Source organism: Actinophytocola xinjiangensis, from assembly GCF_001921215.1.
Taxonomy (GTDB): domain Bacteria; phylum Actinomycetota; class Actinomycetes; order Mycobacteriales; family Pseudonocardiaceae; genus Actinophytocola; species Actinophytocola xinjiangensis.
This window is the reverse complement of the sequence record NZ_MSIF01000004.1, coordinates 56,995-77,464: the sequence shown is the minus strand read 5'-3', so window position 1 is coordinate 77,464 and position 20,470 is coordinate 56,995. Positions and strand designations below refer to the sequence as shown.

Here is a 20,470-nt window from a genome sequence, read left to right as displayed (position 1 = left end):
ATTGACGGCTGTCAGCTTTGCTTATTACCGGCCAGTATTTCCGATGTCGGCGCCCGACGCGCAACGGGGTTGTGACCTACCCCGCTAGTCGCCTTGACCGGTCAGGACCCTTTCGCGGGCGCGCCGGTTCATCGCGTAGGCCAGTACACCCGCAGGTAGGAAGCTCAGGATGCCGTAGACGGCGGGCGGCACGGCCATCTCCGGGTTGTCCAACAGGGCCGGGCTGAGCGCGATCGTGATCGCGAGGGTGCTGTTGTGCACCCCGATCTCGAACGAGGAGGCCACGGCCTGTCCCCGAGGCACCCGGAAGGCACGCGGCACCAGGTACCCGACCGTGAGACTCACCACGCAGAGCAACAAGGCGACGAGCCCGACGGCCTGCATGTAGTCCAGGACGTTGTCCCGCTCCTGGTAGACCGCCGCCCCGATCACCGACACCAGGACCAGCACGGAAGCGATCTTGACGGGCCGTTGCAGCCGGGCCGTGGCGCGCGGGGCGCGGGCCCGCACGACCATCCCGATCGCGACCGGCACGAGCACGATCGCGAACACCTGGACGAGCTTGTCGGGTTGCAGCCCGATCGCCGCGTCCCCCGACATGAACCCGTCCAACGCCAGGTTGGCGACGATCGGCAACGTGACCACGGCGAGCACGGAGTTGATGGCCGTCAACGTGATGTTGAGCGCGACGTCCCCGCCGGCGAGGTGGCTGAACAGGTTCGCCGTCGTCCCGCCAGGTGAGGCGGCCAGCAACATCATCCCCACCGCCAGCGCCGGCGCGAGATCGAAGAGAAGAACGAGCCCCAGACACAGCCCCGGCAGGATCAGGATCTGACACCCCAGGGCGACGGCCGCGGCCCTCGGATACCGCACGACCCGCCTGAAGTCGGCGGTGGTCAGCGACAACCCCAGCCCCAGCATGACGACGCCGAGAGCGATCGGCAGGAAGACCGTGGTCGCGGTCGACGAGTTCATCAGCGGACATTCGCAACAAAACGGGTGGATGGCAATAGCCCGGACGGCCGCTCATGCCCGGTCAACGGTCGACTTTCGGTCCTGCCGTCGTGACGGCCGTCAGGGAAGATGCGGGCGTGACCGACACCAGCGAGGCCGACGCCTGGTTTCGGCGGTGGATGCGGAACAACCTTGACCGCACCGCGCACCACTTCGACGTGGCCCTGACGGGAGAGCCGGTCTTCGGGTGGCGGTTGCGCTCGATCAGCGCCCCGGCCGTGGGGGCCGACGGCGACCGGTGGCTGCGGGTCGTCTCGCAGGAGCCGGAGTGGGCGTCCGGCGAGCACTGGACCGGCACCGCCGACGCCGACGCGGTCACCGGCCTCCGCAAACCTCAGGTGATCGACATCTACGAGTGGTCCGACGGGCGCCGCCAACGCGCGGAGCTGATGACCCACTTGTCCGGTGAACGGTGCTCACCCACCGACGCCCTCCGCGACCAGGTAGAACTCCCCGCACAGTGGTGGACCGACCTCAGAAGTGCCGTGGCGACGCTGGCGTCGACACCGACGGAGCGGGTCAACGCCGATCAGGAGAAGGTCACCCGACGTGTCCGCGAGCGGTTCGGCGACGTCGACACGACCGTCACGCAGTGGTCAACCGTGCACGGTGACCTGCACTGGGCGAACCTCCTGCGTCCACGGTTCGGCCTGGTCGACTGGGAACTGTGGGGAGTTGGCCCGGCTGGCCTGGACGAGGCCACCCTGTACTGCTACAGCCTGCTGGTCCCCTCGGTCGCCGAGCGCGTTCACGCCGAGTTCGCCGAGGCGCTGGACACACCGTCAGGGCGGGTAGCGCAGCTGTACGTCCTCGCGCGGCTGTTCCGTCGCATCGACGGAGACGAGTACCCCGACCTCTTCGGGCCACTGACGAACCATGCGAACGGCCTTCTCGGCGGCTAACGGCTCCAGCGACCGGCTTTCACGCCCCGAACCAGCTCCCGCAGAGCCGGCACCGTCAGAAGCGGCCCGCTCACGTCCTTGCTGTCCCGCAAGGCAGCCAGGTCGCCCCGCACCTGAACACAGTTGATGTCGTCCGAGTACGAAGAACTACGCCACGTCATGAGACCTCCTCCGTCGCCACACCCAGTGTGACCGACTCTCCCCACAGGAAGAAGCCCTCCAGCCAGCGGCCGGAGGGCTTCTGTCACGCTCGGTCAGCGATCGAAGCGACCGGCCTTCACATCCCGGACCAGTTCCCGGAGGGCAGGCGCGGCCAGAAGCGGCCCACCCACCTCCTTGCTGTCCCGCACAGCAGCCAGGTCACCCCGCACCTGAACACAGTTGCCGTTCGGACCCGAGTAGGAAGAACTACGCCACTTCATGAAACCTCCTTCAAGACTGCCTTGAGCATAGCCCCGGTTTCGGATCTTGAAGTGGCAAGCTCATCAAGCATCTCCAGTTGGCGCGTATAGGGCTCGACTCGGTCATCTTGTAGGTAGAACCCTCCGTCGTAGACCTCGACGTTGAGGATGGGAGTGACACTCGGGAAACCCATGTAGTGCCAGCTGTGCAGCAAAGCGCCGTTCGGTTGCCGTCCGCGCACCAGTCGAACGTCAACACCCCGGTCTCGAACCTCGATCAGGTGCTTCACCTGTGCACGAAGAGTTCTCGGCCCACCGAACGGGGTTCGGATCGCCTCTTCGTGGATGAACGCCGTGTAGTCCACCCGACCGAGGATCCGTTGCCGTCGCGCGCGGGCCACCCATCGCATGTCGGCATCGTCCATCGAGAACCCACACGTCGTCCAGACGGCCCGTGCGTACTCCTCGATCTGCAACAGTCCGGGGACGATGAACAGGGCGAAGTCGACCAACTCGTTGGCCTCGGCCTCATAGCTGGCAAGCAAGCCCATCTCCGCCGGGATACCAGGGAGGGGTTGGTCCCACCAGCCGCCGCTGTCGCCGGTGACGACGAAGTCCATGAGTCTTTCGCGTTCCGCGATCGGGACCTTGAGTGCCGTCGTGACCATCGCGACCTCCTCGCGGGTGACCGCGCGCTTGCCTGTCTCCATGCGACTCAAGGTCGCCTCGCTCAGTCCCGATGTCTGCGCCAGGCGTGCCAGGGTGAAGCCACTTTCGTCGCGGAGAACCCGCAACCGTGCCCCCACCTGGCGGTCCCGCGCCGTCGGCTGCGCCTTACCAGCCATGCTCGTTCCTTTCAGCTTCTGAAACGGCCAGCACGCTTCAGAACATTACTTTAATCTGGCTCCACGACATGAGGAGCCTGGAGAGCCAATGAGCGTTTCCGTAGACCGCTGGACACCAGGCGTGGACGACGCGCTACTCGTCGAACTGCGCCACCGGGGATTCACATTGTATCGCTGGGGTCCGGCCGACAACCCGGCACTCCTCGCCGCCTCTTTTGCATGGCCTGCAAACGCAGGATTGCACGACACCGTCACCGACGTAGTACAGCTTTACCCCAGCGGAAGGGCATTGGCCTACCGCGCACCCCACGACGAGGAACTGTTCGACCCCACCCGCGTGCACTGGGAGTACCACGCCCCGACCCGGTGCGCCCGCTGGTGTCTCCGCGCCCTGTTCAAGCTCCCCACACCGACCCGTGACATGCCGACACACACCCCTTTCGGGCGCTGCGCACCACCGGACGGACTCCCGTCACCGTTGGTGATGCGCCTCCTGCACTGATGCCACCGGCACCGACACATTCACTTTCACCAGAAACCGGAGAGTTCTCGTGGACATCGTCCCCTTCACCCTGTCGGCCGTCGAGGACCGGCCGAACCGCGTCTATGCGGCGTGCATGTGGGTCCAGTCGGACAACGACGACTCGGCGGTCGTCGTCTTCCGCCGCGGCCCCAACGGCCAGCACCTGCTGGGAGTGTCCGACACCCCGGAAAGCGCCCTTTCACTGTACAGCCGCATAATGCCACTTCGCATCGAATGGTGCGACGAAGAGAACTGACGCCCTCACTTTCTGGAACACCGTGCCAAAATTAGACCGTGACCGTATTCGCACGTGGCTGCACGAGCACAACTGGTCCATCACCCGCCTCGCGGAGGAATGCAGCGCACTCGACGGGACCAGATTCCCGGTGGGCACGATGCGCAACGCCGTGAGCGGCCTGGACCCGATCAACCCCGGCCGCATCAACCTCATCCGCCGAGTAACCGAGAAATACGGCGACGGCATCCCGTACCGGGAACTCGTCGAGGGCACACGGCGCCCCGAGAGCGAGTGCATCTGCGGATGCGGTTGTTGCTGAGACGTCAAGCGCACCGGCTCACCGAAGGAAGTCACCTCCGGAGAGCCGCTCGTGTTCCGCGACGGCGGGTGACCGGATGAGGTCCGACCATCTGGTGTACTACGACACGGAGGGCCACGCCTTCCTGGTCACGGCCTCTCCGGACGCGCCTTTCGTGGTCAGCGCCTACCTGGAGTGCGACTCGCGCGCCGGCTGGCGTTTCGGTTATACCCGGCAGGAACAGCGGGCGATAGCCGATCTGATCAGGACCACCACGTTTCTGAGCCGCGCCATCCTGTTCGTCTGGTTCGACGCCGTCGACCCGTACCTGGAGGGCCGCGAGCCTGCCGTTTCGCTGGACCTGATCGTCACCGGAGACACCGGGTGGGCCAGATTTACCACCGACGAACGCGAGGACCGCGCACCAGTGGCCCTGCTCACCGTGGACGAGCACAACTCCGCACCAGGCCGAGTGCGTTTCGGCAGGCAGATCTACGCCGACCGCCCCTTCCTCCCCGCCGATCAGATACGCCGAGCGGGAGCCGAGTACGTCAACACAGGCCACCTTCCACAGTCGGTCACCTGGCAACGCCCGGCAACGATGGTGCCGCGAGGACCGTTCGGGAAACGGGTGGTCGCCGAGGAGGATCTACCTCCACAGTTGGAGTGGAGCTATCCCCGACAGGCCCAACCGTGGGCGCATGACCCGCCCCCGACCAGGTTCGTACACCCTGCCTCCAGCACCCATCCGCCCGAGCCATGAACCCCCGGCTGGCATCGGCAGTCGTCTGACGGTCAGCGGGAGGCGGTGAGGGCGGCCACGCGTCGAGCAGTCGGGCCAAGCCGAACTCGAAACCCTGGTCGGACACTCCGGTCGCCGGTTCGGTGCTGGCGGCCTCGACGACCGTGTTGGCCGCGCCCTGGACGTACACCGCCAGCATCGTGACGACCAATTCCATTTCGAGGTCGGTGAGGCCGAGGCCGTCGACGGTGCGCAGGTCGCGGTCGTAGTTGGCGACACTGTTGGGGCCCAGCGGCGGCACGGAGTTCGCCATGACCGACAGCGTCCACGGATGCCAGCGGTACATCCCCAGGGTCAACCGGGCGATCCATTCCAGCTGCTCCCTCCACTCGTCCACCACGGACCGCCCCGGAATGCCGTAGTAGGTCCCGTTCGGACAGTGCTCGGCACTCGGCGGGCCGCCGTCCGACAACGACGACTCGACCGTCGTGGTTCCGCCGCGAACCCAACGGCCGAACCACGCCGGGGATCTCCGGCACCACCGCCAGGCACTGACGACGCACGGCCGAGTAGTACCACTGCGCATCGAGTGGTGCGATCGGGAGAGCTGACACTCTCCTCTTCGCGAAACTGAGCATTCGCTTGTGATTGAAAACCGCAGCCGGCCCGTTGTGGCGTCTCATGGAGAGAAATGCCGTGGATGTGGTGACGCCGGAACCAGTCCGGTCAGTCGGTGTTGGGCGAGGAGTCGGACGTGGTCCGGAGCCGGGCGAGCGCCTGGGGTGTGAGGTGCCGGGCGAGCGTGTCCAACGCGGCCACGACCTCGGCGATCCGCCGCGGGTCATCGGTACCCAGCGCCGCGGCGAGGGCGCCGTCGATCGGCGCCGAGCGGACGTGTGCGACGCGGGGGGAGATCCGCTCCGCCGGCCACACCATCAGTCGGCGGCGGTCGGCGGGGTCGACGGTGGTGTCGATCGCGCCCGCTTCGCGGAGTCGGGCGACGCAGGCGGACACCTTGCTCTGCGGGAACCCGGTGCGCTCGGCGATCTGCCCGACCGAGCCGCCGGGGTGCGCGCGGATGTCGCTGGCCACGATGAGCACCGACCGGTCACTGGTGGAGTGCTGGCCGACGCCGTCGGTCGGGATGGCCTCCTCGCCGATCTTCATCAGCGTGCGCCCCAGCAGGAACAACTCGATTCCGTTCACGTGACCGACAATACATCAGATCAGATACATCAGACTAGATACATCTGATCTGATGGATTACCGTGGTCCCGGCAGCCTGACCACCGACCCGAGGACTCAACGATGACCAGCACCACCACCGCGACGACCGGGACACTGCCGGTCCCCGGCGCCACCCTCCACTACGAGGTCCGCGGCACCGGACCGCTCCTGCTGATCAGCCAGAGCGGCGAAGGGGACGCCAACCGCAGCACCGACCTGGTCGACCACCTCGCCGACGACCACACCGTGCTCACCTACGACCGCCGCGGTCTGTCCCGCAGCACCCCCACCCGGCCGGCCACCCTGCCCGACCACGCCGACGACGTGCACCACCTGCTCGCCGCCCTCACCGACAAGCCGGCCCTCATGCTCGGGTGCAGCCTCGGCGCCGTCATCGGACTCCACCTGGCCGTCCGCCACCCCGGCCAGATCAGCACCCTCATCGCCCACGAACCCGTCGCGCCCTGGCTGCTGCCCGCCGCCGAACGCGCCCACCACGAACGCGAACTGCTCGACCTCCAGCACACCTACCGCGACGGCGGGCTACCCGCCGCCCTCCCACAGATCGCCGCGGTCCTCGGCATCGACCCCACCAACCAGGACACCGAGCCCAACCTGACCCCGCAACCCATGACCCCGCAACGCATCGCCAACTTCGACCACTTCATCCAGCACGACTTCACCGCTGTCGTGCACGACGCCCTGGACGAGGCCGACATCGCCGCACTGACCGACGTCCGCATCGTCCCCGCCGCCGGACGCACCACCCCGCGCACCGTCTTCGATCACCGCTGCGCCCAGCGACTCGCCACCCTCCTCGACACCGACCTGACCGAGTTCCCCGGCGGCCACAACGGCAACACCACCCACCCCAGGGCCTACGCCGCCCAACTACGCCACACCCTGCACAACGCGACCTGACCCGAGCCCCACGGATCCCCCGGCCAACCGACGCGATCCCGACGAACGGACGAAGCAACGTCCACAACCCGTTCCGCCCTGCCACACCGCTCAGCAAGAGCAGGTCACCAGGCTGAGGCCCCCACCGCCGAACCACGGCCACGACGTGGCGACGAACCGGTGAGCCATCGCGTCACCCGCCGCCGGCCGGCGACCACGACACGCGCGACCACCCTTCCGGCGGGGAGCGTCAGCGGGAGGCGATGAGGGCGGCCACGCCGTCGAGCAGCCGGGCCAGGCCGAACTCGAAACCGAGGTCCGGGTCGTAGGCGGACTGGTAGGTCTCCCCCGGCCACGGCGCCGATGCGCGCCGCCGTCGGGTACTTCTCCGCGTCGAAGACCTTCGCGAGCAGGGGACCGTAGGTCTCCCACCATTAGTGCCGGTCCTCCGGCCTGTCGGATCGTTTCGCCACAGCGCACCTAGTGGGCGGGATTCGGCACGTGCACCCTGCCGTCATCGGTCAGGTCCCAGGCCAGGCCGTTGATCGGCAACCATTCCACGGAGGTCGGCCGTTGGCCGGTGCGGACCCACTCCAAGATCACTTCTCGTAGCTCGCCCAGCGGCATCACACACCGTGGGGGAAACAGGGTGCCGGTGGGCTGGTCGTAGTAGATCGGGGGCGGGTCTTCGATGGGGGTGGGACGTAGCGCCCCCCAGCACCAGTCCGAACCCTCTGGCGTGGTCTCGTCGACGAACAGGGCGGCGCCGAACTTGGCGTAGAAGCCGACGGTCAGCCACTTGTTGGTGTCGTCCGCACGGCGGTTCCGCACGGAGAAGTTCACGCTGGCGTGAACACGAGCGTAGACACCCTCATAACCGGGATCACGCAAGAGCAGGTCCACCAGCTTGACGCGCTGGTGCGGATGGTCCGCGACCACCCTCGGCCAGATGTCACCGTTGCCCTGGCCGACGACCACATGCTCGCTCGATTCGGTCATGGTGCTGCCCCCTCGATCACGCGGGGTCGTCCTTCCTCAACGTACGGCGGCGCCCACACGATCAGCCGCGCTCCAACCGGCAGCACCGACGATAGAACCTCGCTGCAACTCAACCCGTAGCCAGCGGAGCAGACGCCCCCAGGATGGTTGATCACCAACACCATTTCGCTGATGGCGTTCTCCCTCATCAAGGCGGCCACCTTGACCTCGACATGCGACGCGGATGGATACGTGCCGCCTCGCGACGGCTTGGCACCTACTTCTCGCAGGACCTTGACCGCACGCTGGTAGTGGTCATCTTTCTCACCGCTGGTGTAGCTGTGCTCGGTACCGTCCTGGTCGTACGCGAGACCTGTCGTGACCTTCTTGTCCGCGATCGACTCCAACCGAGCGGCGGCCCACCCGGCATCCGTCGCGGCTCCACTGAGGCTATCCGGACAAGCCTCACCACTGTCAGCCGAGGCTCGCGGCCACCAGGATGGTTCGTAGCCGCACGCGAACCGACCGCAGCTCGGCGCGTACACGAAGTTGAGCAGGAACCAGAGCACAGCGGCCATGACCGCGATGCCGGTCAGGGACGAGAGGGTCTTGCCAGCTGGCTTCAGTGCCATCTTCGGATGCCCCCGAGCCCAGTTGTCAGGTTGTGGCTTCCCTGTCGTGAGCGCCGAGTCAGGTCGTGCTTCACCCGACCGCCGGCTCCTGGGCGAATCCTATCGAGGCGCACGTCGAAACCTGTGCGATCACACGCCAGTTCGCCGGTCGGGAGATCAGCGGGAGGCGATGAGGGCGGCCACGCCGTCGAGCAGGCGGGTCAGGCCGAACTCGAAACCGTGGTCGGGGTCGTAGGCGGACTGGTAGGTCTCCCCCGCCACGGCGCCGATGCGCGCCGCCGTCGGGTACTTCTCCGCGTCGAAGACCTTCGCCAGCAGGGGGCCGTAGGTCTCCCACCATTCCTGGTCGGACACTCCGGTCGCCGGTTCGGTGCTGGCGGCCTCGACGACGGTGTTGGCCGCGCCCTGGACGTATACCGCGAGCATCGTGACCACCGAGTCCATCTCCAGGTCGGTGAGGCCCAGGCCGTCGACGGCGCGCAGGTCGCGGTCGTAGTTGGCGATGCTGTTGGGGCCCAGCGGCGGCCGGGAGTTCGCCATGACCGACAGCATCCACGGGTGCCGGCGGTACATCCCCAGGGTCGACCGGGCGATCAGCTCCAGGCGCTCCCGCCAGTCCTCCGCCCACGGGATCGGGTCCTGCTCGCCGCACACGGTGTCGAACATGACGTCGATCAGTTCGGCCTTGCCGGGGACGTACGTGTACAGGGACATGGTTCCGACGCCGAGACGCTGGGCCACGCGGCGCATCGACAGGGCGGGCAGGCCCTCCGCGTCGGCCAGGTCGATCGCGGCCGTGACGATCCGTTCGACGGTCAGGCCGGGTTTGGGGCCTCGGCCGCGCGCCGGCGCCGACCGGTCGCGCCAGAGCAGCTCCATGCTGCGGACCGGGTCGCCCCGGCCGCCGTAGTGCCGGTCGTCCGGCTTGTCGGATCGTTTCGCCATGATGCGTAACATCCTAGTTTCTCCGTACGATGTACGGTAGCGTCGTCTCCGTACGCCGTACGATATTGGAGGACAACGGGTGACCACCCCAGCGATCGTGACCGAGGGGTTACGCAAACGGTTCGGCGAGCGCACCGCGCTCGACGGCATCGACCTGACCGTCGGCGCCGGTACCGTCCTCGGCCTGCTCGGACCCAACGGCGCCGGCAAGACCACCGCCGTGCGCATCCTGACCACCCTGCTCCGCCCCGACGGCGGCACCGCCCACGTCGCCGGGTTCGACGTCGTCCGCCAGCCCCAGCGGGTCCGGACGGCCATCGGGCTCGTCGGGCAGAACGCCGCCGTCGACGAGGCCCTCTCGGCACGCCAGAACCTCGAACTGTTCGGTCGGCTCTACCACCTGCCGACCCCCACCACCCGGACCCGCGCGGCCGAACTGCTCGACCAGTTCGACCTCGCCGACACCGGGAACAAACCCGTCAAACGGTTCTCCGGCGGCATGCGCCGGCGCCTGGACCTGGCCGCCAGCCTGATCCTCGCCCCCACGGTCCTGTTCCTCGACGAACCGACCACTGGGCTGGACCCGCGCGGGCGCACCGAGGTCTGGAACGCCGTGCGCGCCCTGGTCAGCGCCGGCACCACGGTCCTGCTCACCACCCAGTACCTCGACGAGGCCGACCAGCTCGCCGGGCACATCGCGGTGATCGACAGCGGCCGGGTCATCGCCGAGGGCACCCCGGAGGACCTCAAGACCCGCCTCGGCGGCGACCGGCTCGACGTCATCGTGCACGACACCGCCGAGCTGGGCCGGGCCGCCGGCATCGTCGAGGCCGCCACCGGCGGGCAGCCCGAGACCGACCCGGACGCCCGGCGGGTCAGCGCCCCGGTGCGCGACCGGGTCGGCGCACTCACCGACACCGTCCGCGCCCTGGCCGACGCCGGGGTCGGCGTCGAGGACATCGCGCTGCGCCGGCCGACCCTCGACGAGGTCTTCCTGCACCTGACCCACACCGACAAGGAGGTCCCCGCATGACCAGCCTGCGCTGGGCGATCGCCGACGGCTGGACCATCACCCGCCGCGACCTCCTGCACTGGGCCCGCGAACCCACGCCGGTGATCATCGGCCTGCTGTTCCCGGTGATGCTGGTGCTGACCTTCGGCTACCTGTTCGGCGGCGCGATGGCCCTGCCCGGCGGCGCCGACTACACCGACTTCCTGCTGCCCGGCATGTTCGCCATGACCATGCTGTTCGGCATGGAGGCGACGATGCTCGCCGTCAACACCGACGCCGCCCGGGGCGTCACCGACCGGTTCCGGTCCATGCCGATGGCGCCCTCGGCCGTGGTCGTCGGCCGCTGCGGGGCCGACATGCTCAACTCCGCCGCCAGCCTCACCGTGATCATGGTCTGCGGGGTGGCGATGGGCTGGCGGGCCACCGGCTCGGTCGGCGCCACGGTCGCCGGCATCGGACTGCTGCTCCTGCTGCGGTTCTCCATGCTGTGGATCGGCGTGTTCCTCGGCCTGACCATCCGTAACCCGGAGGCGATCGGTGCGCTACAGATCGTGATCTGGCCGTTCACCTTCCTGTCCAACGCCTTTGTCGCACCCGGCACAATGCCCGGTTGGCTGGGCACTATCGCGGAGTGGAATCCGTTGTCCTCGACGGCGGCCGGGGTGCGGGAGTTGTTCGGCAACCCGAGCTGGGCCGGGAATTCGTGGATCGCGCAGAACGCTGTGCTGATGGCGGTGGTGTGGCCACTGCTGATCGTGGCGGTGTTCTTCCCGCTGTCCGTACGTCGATATCAGCGGCTGGGCCGCTGACGAGGAGGGTCGTTGCCCCACACACCGGATGACCTCGCCGGGTGGTCGGTCGCCCTGAAGGCGGCCGACCCGCCCCGGCGGGGACGGGTGGTGTTCACCGGGGACGGGCGCAGCCACGACCTGCCCGTCGCCGACGCCGTGGCACTGCTGCTGGACGCGCACGCCACCCAGCCGTACTGGTCGGCCGCCGCGCACACCGCGCTGCGGCTGGTCGCCGGCGGGCGGCTGCTGCCCACGGTCACCGACGCCGGCCACGACGCCTGGGTCGTCAGCCCGACCGCACCGTCCGATGTGGAGCTTCAACCGTTCTTCGACGCGGTGGCCGACACGCTGACCCGTGTGCCGGACGGCCCGGCGTTCGTCGGCGACGACATCCACCACGTCCCGCACCTGCGCGAGTGGGCGACCCGGCTGCGCACCGAACCCGCCACCCGGCTCTCGCTGCGCCTGGAGGTCCCCGGCGGCGACTACGGCACCGGGCCGTTCACCGCCGTCGCCCAGGTGCACCGGGGCGCCACGGTCACCGACCTCGCCCAGGTGTGGGGCGGTGACCCGGAGGCCCTGCTGGCGTTGCGGCACGCCGCCGGGGTGTGGGCGCCGCTGCTGCGGCTGCTCGACCTGGCCGTGCCCGACCGGCTGGTCCTCGACGACGCCGAGGTCCTCGACCTGGCCGGCGGGGCCGGCGCGCGCCTGGCCGAGGCCGGGGTGGAGGTGCACTGGCCACGGGAACTGTCCCGGGACCTCACCGCGAGCGCCACCGTCAGCTCGGCGATGGGCGACGCCTCCGACGCCGGGTCACCGTCGTTCTTCGGCGGCGGGCAGCTGTTCGAGTTCAACTGGGAACTGGCGACCGGCGGCGAGGTGCTCACCGGCGAGGAACTCGACCAGCTCGCCAGCACCCACCGCCCGGTCGTGCGGCTGCGGGACCGGTGGACGCTGGTCGAACCCGACCTGGTGCGCCGCGCCCGCGAACGCGACCTCAAACCGTTGACCGCCATCGACGCGCTGGGCGCCGCGCTGACCGGCACCGCGCACGTCGACGGCGAGTGGGTGCCGGTCGCACCGAGCCGTCCGCTGGAGCGGCTGCGGGAACGGCTCGACGAGCCGCCGATCGACCCGCCGCCCGCACTGCGCGCGACCCTGCGCGACTACCAGCTGCGCGGCCTGCGCTGGCTGGCCAGGATGACCTCACTGGGCCTTGGCGGGTGCCTGGCCGACGACATGGGGCTGGGCAAGACGATCACGCTCATCGCGTTGCACCTGCACCGCGCCGCCGGCCCGACCCTGGTGGTGTGCCCGGCGTCGCTGCTGGGCAACTGGGAACGCGAGATCGCCCGGTTCGCCCCCGGCACCCCGGTGTCACGTTTCCACGGCGCCGGCAGGGAACTGGCCAGCGAGGGCATCGTGCTGACCACCTACGGCACCATGCGCCTGGACGCGGAACGCCTCGCCGAGGCCGACTGGGACCTGGTGGTCGCCGACGAGGCACAGCACGTGAAGAACCCTCGCTCGGAGACCGCGCGGGCGCTGCGCCGCATCCCCGCCACCGCCCGGGTCGCGCTCACCGGCACCCCGGTCGAGAACAACCTCGGTGAGCTGTGGGCCATTCTGGACTGGACGACCCCCGGCCTGCTCGGTTCGTACGCCACGTTCCGCTCCCGCTGGGCCCGGCCGATCGAGGAGGGCGACCGGACCGTCGCCGCCGAGGCACTGTCCCGCCTGCTGCGGCCGTTCCTGTTGCGCCGCCGCAAGTCCGACCCCGGCATCGCCCCCGAACTGCCGCCCAAGACCGAGACCGACCGGCCGGTGGCGCTGACCACCGAGCAGGCCGGGCTCTACCAGGCGGCGGTCACCGAGACGATGGCCGAGATCCGCGCGGCGACCGGGATGCGCCGACGCGGGCTGGTGCTCAAGCTGCTGACCTCGCTCAAACAGATCTGCAACCACCCCGCGCAGTACCTCGGCGAGACCGACCGGCTGGCCGGGCGCTCCGGCAAACTCGAACTGCTCGACGAGCTGATCGACACGATCCGCGCCGAGGACGGCGCGCTGCTGGTGTTCACCCAGTACGTCGCCATGGCACGACTGCTGGAGTCGCACCTGGCCGAACGGGGTGTTCCGGTGGCGCTGCTGCACGGCGGCACCCCCGTCGCCCGGCGCGACGAACTGGTCGCCCGGTTCCAGGACAGCGCGACACCGCCGGTGTTCCTGTTGTCGCTCAAGGCCGCCGGCACCGGACTGAACCTGACCCGCGCCGACCACGTCGTGCACTACGACCGCTGGTGGAACCCGGCCGTCGAGGCGCAGGCAACCGACCGCGCGCACCGGATCGGCCAGCAGCGCCCGGTCCAGGTGCACCGGCTGATCGCCGAAGGCACCGTGGAGGACCGGATCGCCGCGATGCTGGAGTCCAAGAAGGACCTCGCCGAGGCGGTGCTCGGTCCACAGCAGACCGACGTCTCCGAACTGACCGAGCTGACCGACGCCCAACTGTCCGAACTGGTCGCCCTGCGAGGTGAACGATGAGCGACGCCATCGGTTTCCCGGCCTTCCCCGCGACCAAGCGGCGCCCCGGCCACTTCGCCCGCACCTGGTGGGGCCGCGAGTGGTTGCGCGCGATGACCGAGACCGCGCTGGACGCCGAACCGCTCAAGGCCGGTCGCCGCCTCGCCTACGCCGGGCGGGTCGGCCCGATCACCGTGAGCCATGGCCGGCTCACCGCCCAGGTCACCGACGCGGAAGCGGTGCACCACACGGTGGTGGTGGTCGACCGGCTCGACGACGCGCAGTGGCAGCGTTTCCTCGACGAGGTCGCCGCCAAGGCCGGGCACATCGCCGCGCTGCTCGACCGGGACATGCCCCACGAACTGGTCGAGGCGGCGGCCGACGCCGACGTGCCGCTGCTGCCAGGACTCGGTGACCTGCGCGGCGAGTGCGACTGCCCGGACTGGGAGATGTGCCAGCACGCGGCGGCGGTCTGCTTCCAGACCTCGTGGCTGCTCGACGCCGACCCGTTCCTGCTGCTGCTCCTGCGCGGGCGCGCGCAGCAGGCGCTCACCGACGAGTTGCGTGAGCGCACGGTGACACCCGAGCCACCGACACCGAACGCGCACGACCGCACACGCCACGTGTTCCCACCGGTGTTCCCGCAAGCGCCCGGAATCGATCCGGCGGCACTCACCGAGGCCGCCGCGCTGGCGATGAGCCGCGCCCGGGAATTGCTTCTGCGCGACGAATCAGGCGCGGAGAGTGATCTCGCCACCCGGCTCAGCGCGTTGCTGACAACGGAGGAACGGCAACCGCACGTGACCGGTTGAATCCCGTCCGTGCCTGTCTGAATAACCGGGAACACTGGGAAAAAGCGTTAATCGCCTTTGCAAAACCCGCATTCACCTGGTAGTGCGGCAAAGTTCAGAAGATCTTTGGGAGCGGCCGGAAGGCTCACGGGGTGGTGTGTCCCGCAGGCCTGATGTCAGGATTCCCGGCGTCGGGAGTTCCCCGGTTTCATCGGCCGGAGGGGCCGCGAGGGGCCGTTGGTGCCCACCGGCACGCAACGGCGCGACGCTGCGACTTGGCGCTCGCCGAACCGGTGGGCCGATCAGAAAGGTGCCGCATGACCTGGGCAAGACACGCCAGCCCGACGATCGAGCAAGGCCGCTTCGCCGAGGCCCGGGCGAGCGAGAGAATGCACTACGCGGTCCAGAACCGTAAGGCAGCGCGCACCGTCGCCTACCACTCCAGTGACGCCGCGGACTGCGCGAACCTGTTGGCGATGCTCGGCCTGGACACCATGGACGAGTCCGGCCAGACCCGGTCCACCGAGGACTGACGGGTTCGTCACACGGAATACTCGACCACGCCGTCCACTGTGGATGAGCGAAGCCGGCCGCGTACCACGAGAACGTCGAGGTGTGCCGCCGTTTCGCCGGCCGCGAGGGTCTGGTTGAACAGGTCGAGTTCGTCGAAGCGGCGCTGCCGGCGGGTCCACCCCAGCCGCTGCGCCGCTTCGTAGGCCGTCCCCGCGCCGTCCCGCACGGCCTGCTCGGTGGCGTCGAGCCGTTCCTCGTGGTGGGCCAGCAGTTCGTCCACCCGCGCGTGCACGCTCGGCGCGACCGGCCCATGCGCCGGCAACAACCGCAGGTCAGGGTAGGTGCGCAGCAGGTTGAGGCTGTCCAGGTAGTCCCCGAGCGGCAGCCGCGCCGGCTCCGACTCGAACCCGATCGACGGCGTGATGTGCGGCAGCACGTGGTCGCCGGCGAACAGCACCCCCGCCTGCTCGTCGACGAACACCACGTGCCCCTGGGTGTGCCCGGGGGTCGGCACCGCGACCAGCGTGCGGTCACCGACCTCGACCTTGGTCAGCCCGTCGATCCACTCGTCGGGCTCCTCGAAGATCGACCGCGCCCGGGACCTGTCGGTGCGCACGCCCAACTCGTCGGCCCACAACGACATCAGCGGCGCCGCGCCCCAGCGGACCATCTGCCGCGCCTGGCCGTCCATCCGCCCGGTCATGATCCGCCGCAGCGACGGCTGCTCGCCGATCCCCAACGCCACCCGGGACCCGAACTCGCGGCGCAGCGTGATCGCCAGCGTGTAGTGGTCGCGGTGGACGTGGGTGACCAGAAACCGGCTGATGTCGCCGAAGTCGCGGCCGATGCCGCCCAGTGCCCGCTCGAACACCTCGCGGGCCACGTCCAGCGCCCAGCCGGAGTCGATGAGCACCAGCCCGTCGTCGGCCTCGATCGCGTAGACGTTGACCGCCCGCAGCCCGTCGGTCGGCAGCGGCAGCGGAATGCGCCACACGCCCTTGCCGACCTCGAAGGCACCGGGTTCGGTCCAGGCCTGGTCCGCCATGCGGGACACCCCCGTAGTCGTTAGTTCGCTGAACTTAGCAAACCGTCACGACGGCGGCGGTCAGGCCGGATGTGAGGTCAGATAACCGCCCATCCGGCGGAAGTACTCCGGCGCGGTCAGCTCCGTCCCGTCGTCCAGGCGCACCCGGCGCACCAGCAGCGCGTGGTTGCGGCCGAAGCGGGCGTCCGCGCCGGCCACGACCGCAACGCCGTCCCCCTCGCGGATGAAGATCCGGCCGGGGGTGCCGCCGTAGCGCTTGGCCGACACCGCCGCCTCGATGATCCGCAGCCGGGTGCTCCCGTGGTAGCAGAAGGCGTTCGGGTACGGGTCGGACTGGGCGCGCACGAAGCGTTCCAGGTCCGCCGCCGGCCACGTGAGGTCCAGCCGACTGTCCTCGATGGACCGCTTGTGGAAGAAACTCGCCCGCGACGGGTCCTGGACGAGGAAGTCGCGCTGCCCGGCGGCGATCAGCGCCAGCGCGTCCACCACGATCGGTCCGATGAGGTCGACCGTGCGGTGGAACAGGTCGGTCGCGGTGTCGGTCGGGCCGACCGCGACCGCGCGCTGCAACACGATGTCGCCGGCGTCGAGGGTCTCGTTCATCAGGTGCGCGGTCACGCCGACCTCGGCCTCGCCGTTGATCAGCGCCCAGATCACCGGCGCGAAGCCGGCGTAGGCGGGCAGCAGCGAGTCGTGCACGTTCAGCGTGCCGTGCCGGGGAAGGTCGTAGAGGTGCGGCGGGATCCAGGTGCGCCAGTTGTTCGCGACGATGATGTCCGGTTCGGCGTTCTTCACCGCGGCCACCACGTCCTCGTCCGGCCGGTTGCGCAGCACGACCGGAATTCCGTTGTCCCGCGCCAGATCCGCCACCGAGTCGCTCCAGATCGACTCGTAGGCGTGGTCGGAGGCCGGGTGGCTCACCGCGAGCACGACCTCGTGCTCGGAGGCCAGTAACGCCTCGAGTGTGCGGTACCCCCAGGTCTGGTACCCGAACAGGACCACGCGCATGTCAGTACCCCTTCGACGACGCCGACTGTGAGCCGTAACTCAGGCGAAGCGAGCCTACCCTTACCGTAATCGATTAGGTTAGGCTTACCTCCATTGAAGTCGAGGAGAGGATGGTTGATGCCGGAGCACACCACCGACGCGACACCGGTCCTCGACGTCGTCGGCGTCGGGTTCGGACCGTCGAACCTCGCCCTGGCGATCGCCGTCCACGAACACAACCAGCGGTCCGCCGCCCCGGTCAACGCCCTGTTCCTCGAACGCCAGCAACGGTTCGGCTGGCACCGGGGCATGCTCATCGAGGACGCGACGATGCAGGTCTCGTTCCTCAAGGACCTGGTCACCATGCGCAACCCGACCAGCGAGTTCAGCTTCCTGTCCTATCTGCACGGCGCCGGCCGGCTCGTCGAGTTCATCAACCAGAAATCCCTGTTCCCACTGCGGATCGAGTTCCACGACTACCTCGAATGGGCGGCCGGACGCCTGGCCGACTCCGTGCGCTACGACCGTGAGGTCATCGCCGTCGAGCCGGTGACCGAGGCCGGCACCGTCCGCGCCCTGGACGTCATCGCCCGCCACGGCACCACCGTCACCACCTACCGCACCCGCAACGTGGTCCTCGGCCTCGGCCTGGAACCCCGCCTGCCCGACGGCGCGCGACTGTCGACCAGGGTGTGGCACAACCGCGACCTGCTCACCCACGTCGAACGGCTGGGCGGCGACCCGCGCCGGGTGGCGGTCGTCGGCGCCGGCCAGAGCGCCGCCGAGGTCACCAAGTTCCTGCACGACCGCTTCCCGCGCGCCGAGGTCTACGGGGTGTTCTCCCGCTACGGCTACAGCCCCGCCGACGACACCCCGCTGGCCAACCGCGTGTTCGACCCGGAGGCCATCGACCACTTCCACGGCGCGCCCGAGCAGGTCAAGGAGATGATCCTCGGCTACCACGCCAACACGAACTACTCGGTCGTGGACACCGACCTCATCGAGGAACTGTCCCGCCGGCTCTACCAGGAACGGCTGCGCGGCCCGCGTCGGCTGCGGCTGCTCAACGTCTCCCGCGTGCTGCGCGCCGAGGAGAACGCCGAGACCGTGCGGGTCACCGTCGAGTCACTGGCCACCCAGCAGCGCACCGTGCTCGACTGCGACCTGCTCGTCTACGCCACCGGCTACCGCCCGGCCGACCCGCTGCGCCTGCTCGGCGACCTGGCCGCGCTGTGCCGCCACGACGACCAGGGCCGCCCGATGGTCGCCCGCGACTACCGCCTCGACACCGACGACGAACTCCGTGCCGGGCTGTACCTCCAGGGCAGCACCGAACACTCCCACGGGATCTCCTCGTCCCTGCTGTCCACGACCGCGGTGCGCGTCGGACAGATCCTGCGGTCGATCACCGCCGAGCGCGCCGCCCCCCTCGCCAGTCCCCTGGCCTCCGCCGGTTGGAGCACACCATGAGCCAGTCCTACACGCTGTTCCGTGCCGAGGTGGTCGCCCTGCGGCGGCTCACCCCGCACCAGGTCCGGGTCACCTTCGGCGGGCCGGACCTCGCCGGCACCGTCAGCGCCGGGCTCGACCAGCGGATCAAGCTGTTCTTCCCACTGCCCGGCCAGACCGACCCGGTCGTGCCGGAGGGCGAGAACTGGTACACCGAGTACCGCGCGATGCCCGAGGGCCGGCGGCCGTTCATGCGCACCTACACCGTGCGCCACTTCCGGCCCGAGATCCCCGAACTGGACGTCGACATGGTGCTGCACGGCGACACCGGTCCCGGCTCGACCTGGGCCGGCGCCGCCCGGCCGGGCGACCGGGTGGCGATCCTCGCGCCCGACGCCGACCACGAGGAGATCCTCGGCTACGAGTTCGCCCCGCCGGCCGACACCGAGTGGCTGCTGCTCGCCGGCGACGACACGGCGCTGCCGGCCATCGCGTCGATCATCGAGTCGCTGCCCGCCGGGATGCCGGTGCACGCCTTCGTCGAGGTCGACTCGGCCGCCGAGATGATGCCGCTGGACACCGAGGCCGACCTGCGGATCACCTGGCTGTGCCGCGCCGGGCGACCGGCGACCAGCGGCGGGCTGCTGTGCGACGCCATCCGGGCCACCACCCTGCCCACCGGGCGCCCCTACCTGTGGCTGGCCGGCGAGTCCAGCGCCATCAAGGACCTGCGCCGGCACCTGGTCACCGAGCGGGACATCGACAAGGAGCTGATCTACTTCGCGGGGTACTGGCTGCTCGGGAGTGCCCTGGAGTAAGCATGGGGTGGTGTATGACTACTCCACTCAGTACGCCAGCCTGCGCTTCGCCGACCTCGGCGACGGGATCCTGGAAATCAGCATGTCCGCGCCGGGACGGCTCAACGCCGTCGGGCACGAGGGCCACCGCGACCTCGCCTCGGTGTGGCAGACCGTCGACCGCGACCCCGACGTGCGGGTGGCGATCATCCGCGGCACCGACGGGGTGTTCTCCGCCGGCGGCGACCTTGACCTGGTCACCGACATGGCGCAGGACTTCGCCGTGCGCCTGCGGGTGCTGCGCGAGGCACGCGACCTCGTCTACAACGTGATCAACTGCTCGAAGCCGGTGGTGTCGGCGATCGAAGGGCCGGCCGTGGGCGCCGGGCTGGTCGCCGGGCTGCTCGCCGACGTGTCGATCGCCGCGCGCGACGCCCGGCTCATCGACGGGCACACCAAGCTCGGGGTGGCCGCCGGCGACCACGCGGCGATCGTCTGGCCGCTGCTGTGCGGGATGGCCAAGGCCAAGTACCACCTGCTGACGTGTGAGCCGCTCTCCGGCGAGGAGGCCGAGCGGATCGGCCTGGTGTCGCTGTGCGTCGAGCAGGCCGACCTGCACGACACGGCGCGCAAGGTCGCCCGGCGGCTCGCGTCCGGGTCCCAGTCGGCGATCCGGTTCACCAAGTACGCGCTCAACAACTGGCTGCGCCAGGCCGGGCCGATCTTCGACGCGTCGCTGGGCCTGGAGTTCCTCGGCTTCGACGGCCCGGACGTGGCCGAAGGCGTCGCGGCCATCCGGGAGAAGCGGCGGCCCACGTTCTCCGGCCCAACCTCGGAGTAGGGCCGCGTCAATATGTAGTACACCTGCTATCGTTCAACCGACACGTTCGATAGGAGGTGGGGTGTGGCCGTGGTGG

At 69.4% G+C, this 20,470-nt stretch carries 23 protein-coding genes and 1 pseudogene; 13 read left to right on the top strand and 11 right to left on the bottom strand.

Annotated features, from left to right (window positions below; genetic code table 11):
* Positions 1-84: 84 nt before the first annotated feature.
* On the bottom strand, positions 85-975 hold the full coding sequence (locus BLA60_RS10820) for a bile acid:sodium symporter family protein (RefSeq protein ID WP_075132694.1): 891 nt from the start codon (positions 973-975) through the stop codon (positions 85-87).
* A gap of 116 nt (positions 976-1,091) precedes the next feature.
* Here BLA60_RS10820 and BLA60_RS10815 point away from each other — a divergent pair, with 116 nt between their 5' ends.
* The gene (locus tag BLA60_RS10815; RefSeq protein ID WP_245811932.1) at positions 1,092-1,916 is read left to right on the top strand and encodes a phosphotransferase; all 825 of its coding nucleotides are present in this window, start codon (positions 1,092-1,094) and stop codon (positions 1,914-1,916) included.
* Here the strand turns inward: BLA60_RS10815 and BLA60_RS10810 are convergent.
* From BLA60_RS10810 to BLA60_RS10800, 3 genes are all read right to left on the bottom strand, one after another.
* The gene (locus BLA60_RS10810) at positions 1,913-2,077 is read right to left on the bottom strand and encodes a DUF397 domain-containing protein (protein ID WP_075132693.1); all 165 of its coding nucleotides are present in this window, start codon (positions 2,075-2,077) and stop codon (positions 1,913-1,915) included. The two genes, BLA60_RS10815 and BLA60_RS10810, sit on opposite strands and share 4 nt — an antisense overlap.
* A 93-nt stretch (positions 2,078-2,170) precedes the next feature.
* Positions 2,171-2,338 carry a DUF397 domain-containing protein gene (locus BLA60_RS10805; RefSeq protein ID WP_075132692.1) on the bottom strand — a complete coding sequence of 56 codons (168 nt, stop codon included), beginning with the start codon at positions 2,336-2,338 and terminating at the stop codon, positions 2,171-2,173.
* Positions 2,335-3,162 carry a helix-turn-helix domain-containing protein gene (locus BLA60_RS10800; RefSeq protein WP_075132691.1) on the bottom strand — a complete coding sequence of 276 codons (828 nt, stop codon included), beginning with the start codon at positions 3,160-3,162 and terminating at the stop codon, positions 2,335-2,337. Before BLA60_RS10800 ends, BLA60_RS10805 begins: the two co-directional genes overlap by 4 nt.
* A 551-nt stretch (positions 3,163-3,713) precedes the next feature.
* Between BLA60_RS10800 and BLA60_RS10790 the strand changes: the two genes are divergently transcribed.
* The 3 genes from BLA60_RS10790 to BLA60_RS45435 all read left to right on the top strand — a co-directional run bounded on the left by BLA60_RS10790 (position 3,714) and on the right by BLA60_RS45435 (position 4,984).
* Positions 3,714-3,941 (top strand): hypothetical protein, encoded by a 228-nt coding sequence (locus BLA60_RS10790; RefSeq protein WP_075132689.1) that lies wholly within the window; start codon positions 3,714-3,716, stop codon positions 3,939-3,941.
* Between the two features lie 139 nt (positions 3,942-4,080).
* On the top strand, positions 4,081-4,242 hold the full coding sequence (locus BLA60_RS43115) for a hypothetical protein (protein ID WP_154814269.1): 162 nt from the start codon (positions 4,081-4,083) through the stop codon (positions 4,240-4,242).
* Positions 4,243-4,318: 76 nt separating this feature from the next.
* Positions 4,319-4,984, top strand: coding sequence for a hypothetical protein (locus BLA60_RS45435; protein WP_245811931.1), 666 nt, complete (start codon positions 4,319-4,321; stop codon positions 4,982-4,984).
* Between the two features lie 136 nt (positions 4,985-5,120).
* On the opposite strand, the pseudogene BLA60_RS46520 reads toward BLA60_RS45435, so the two are convergent.
* Together BLA60_RS46520 and BLA60_RS10780 are read right to left on the bottom strand one after the other, a co-directional pair.
* Positions 5,121-5,549, bottom strand: a pseudogene (locus BLA60_RS46520) (TetR/AcrR family transcriptional regulator C-terminal domain-containing protein); the annotation flags it as partial.
* Between the two features lie 140 nt (positions 5,550-5,689).
* The gene (locus BLA60_RS10780; RefSeq protein ID WP_211288686.1) at positions 5,690-6,169 is read right to left on the bottom strand and encodes a MarR family transcriptional regulator; all 480 of its coding nucleotides are present in this window, start codon (positions 6,167-6,169) and stop codon (positions 5,690-5,692) included.
* Positions 6,170-6,271: 102 nt separating this feature from the next.
* Here BLA60_RS10780 and BLA60_RS10775 point away from each other — a divergent pair, with 102 nt between their 5' ends.
* Entirely contained in the window at positions 6,272-7,111 is an 840-nt protein-coding gene (locus BLA60_RS10775) for an alpha/beta fold hydrolase (protein ID WP_075132687.1), read from the top strand.
* Positions 7,112-7,570: 459 nt separating this feature from the next.
* Here the strand turns inward: BLA60_RS10775 and BLA60_RS10770 are convergent, their stop codons facing one another.
* The 3 genes from BLA60_RS10770 to BLA60_RS10760 form a co-directional block, all read right to left on the bottom strand.
* The gene (locus BLA60_RS10770) at positions 7,571-8,089 is read right to left on the bottom strand and encodes an Imm1 family immunity protein (RefSeq protein WP_075132686.1); all 519 of its coding nucleotides are present in this window, start codon (positions 8,087-8,089) and stop codon (positions 7,571-7,573) included.
* Positions 8,086-8,700, bottom strand: a complete 615-nt coding sequence (locus tag BLA60_RS10765; RefSeq protein WP_075132685.1) for a DddA-like double-stranded DNA deaminase toxin — start codon at positions 8,698-8,700, stop codon at positions 8,086-8,088. The genes BLA60_RS10770 and BLA60_RS10765 overlap by 4 nt, the downstream gene beginning before the upstream one ends.
* A gap of 156 nt (positions 8,701-8,856) precedes the next feature.
* Positions 8,857-9,645: a TetR/AcrR family transcriptional regulator gene (locus BLA60_RS10760; RefSeq protein WP_075132684.1), complete on the bottom strand. Its 789-nt coding sequence runs from the start codon at positions 9,643-9,645 to the stop codon at positions 8,857-8,859.
* A 79-nt stretch (positions 9,646-9,724) separates the two neighbouring features.
* Between BLA60_RS10760 and BLA60_RS10755 the strand changes: the two genes are divergently transcribed.
* The 5 genes from BLA60_RS10755 (at position 9,725) to BLA60_RS10735 (ending at position 15,295) form a co-directional block, all read left to right on the top strand.
* Entirely contained in the window at positions 9,725-10,678 is a 954-nt protein-coding gene (locus BLA60_RS10755) for an ATP-binding cassette domain-containing protein (protein ID WP_075132683.1), read from the top strand.
* Positions 10,675-11,466, top strand: coding sequence for an ABC transporter permease (locus BLA60_RS10750; protein WP_075132682.1), 792 nt, complete (start codon positions 10,675-10,677; stop codon positions 11,464-11,466). The genes BLA60_RS10755 and BLA60_RS10750 overlap by 4 nt, the downstream gene beginning before the upstream one ends.
* Before the next feature lie 87 nt (positions 11,467-11,553).
* Entirely contained in the window at positions 11,554-13,992 is a 2,439-nt protein-coding gene (locus BLA60_RS10745; RefSeq protein WP_425427053.1) for a DEAD/DEAH box helicase, read from the top strand.
* Complete coding sequence (locus BLA60_RS10740) at positions 13,989-14,783, top strand: SWIM zinc finger family protein (protein ID WP_075132681.1); 795 nt, start codon at positions 13,989-13,991, stop codon at positions 14,781-14,783. The genes BLA60_RS10745 and BLA60_RS10740 overlap by 4 nt, the downstream gene beginning before the upstream one ends.
* A gap of 296 nt (positions 14,784-15,079) precedes the next feature.
* The gene (locus BLA60_RS10735; protein WP_075132680.1) at positions 15,080-15,295 is read left to right on the top strand and encodes a hypothetical protein; all 216 of its coding nucleotides are present in this window, start codon (positions 15,080-15,082) and stop codon (positions 15,293-15,295) included.
* An 8-nt stretch (positions 15,296-15,303) separates the two neighbouring features.
* Here BLA60_RS10735 and BLA60_RS10730 read toward each other — a convergent pair whose 3' ends face one another.
* Together BLA60_RS10730 and BLA60_RS10725 are read right to left on the bottom strand one after the other, a co-directional pair.
* A complete protein-coding gene (locus tag BLA60_RS10730; protein ID WP_075132679.1) occupies positions 15,304-16,320 on the bottom strand; it encodes an MBL fold metallo-hydrolase in 1,017 nt (338 codons plus the stop codon).
* 60 nt (positions 16,321-16,380) lie between these two features.
* The gene (locus tag BLA60_RS10725) at positions 16,381-17,328 is read right to left on the bottom strand and encodes a methionyl-tRNA formyltransferase (RefSeq protein ID WP_075132678.1); all 948 of its coding nucleotides are present in this window, start codon (positions 17,326-17,328) and stop codon (positions 16,381-16,383) included.
* A gap of 117 nt (positions 17,329-17,445) precedes the next feature.
* Here BLA60_RS10725 and BLA60_RS10720 point away from each other — a divergent pair, with 117 nt between their 5' ends.
* Genes BLA60_RS10720 through BLA60_RS10710 form a run of 3 tightly spaced genes read left to right on the top strand, consistent with a single transcriptional unit; the run spans position 17,446 to position 20,394 of the window.
* Complete coding sequence (locus BLA60_RS10720) at positions 17,446-18,777, top strand: lysine N(6)-hydroxylase/L-ornithine N(5)-oxygenase family protein (protein WP_075132677.1); 1,332 nt, start codon at positions 17,446-17,448, stop codon at positions 18,775-18,777.
* Positions 18,774-19,574, top strand: a complete 801-nt coding sequence (locus BLA60_RS10715; RefSeq protein ID WP_075132676.1) for a siderophore-interacting protein — start codon at positions 18,774-18,776, stop codon at positions 19,572-19,574. The genes BLA60_RS10720 and BLA60_RS10715 overlap by 4 nt, the downstream gene beginning before the upstream one ends.
* Positions 19,575-19,584: 10 nt before the next feature.
* Complete coding sequence (locus BLA60_RS10710; RefSeq protein WP_211288684.1) at positions 19,585-20,394, top strand: enoyl-CoA hydratase/isomerase family protein; 810 nt, start codon at positions 19,585-19,587, stop codon at positions 20,392-20,394.
* Positions 20,395-20,470 lie beyond the last annotated feature (76 nt).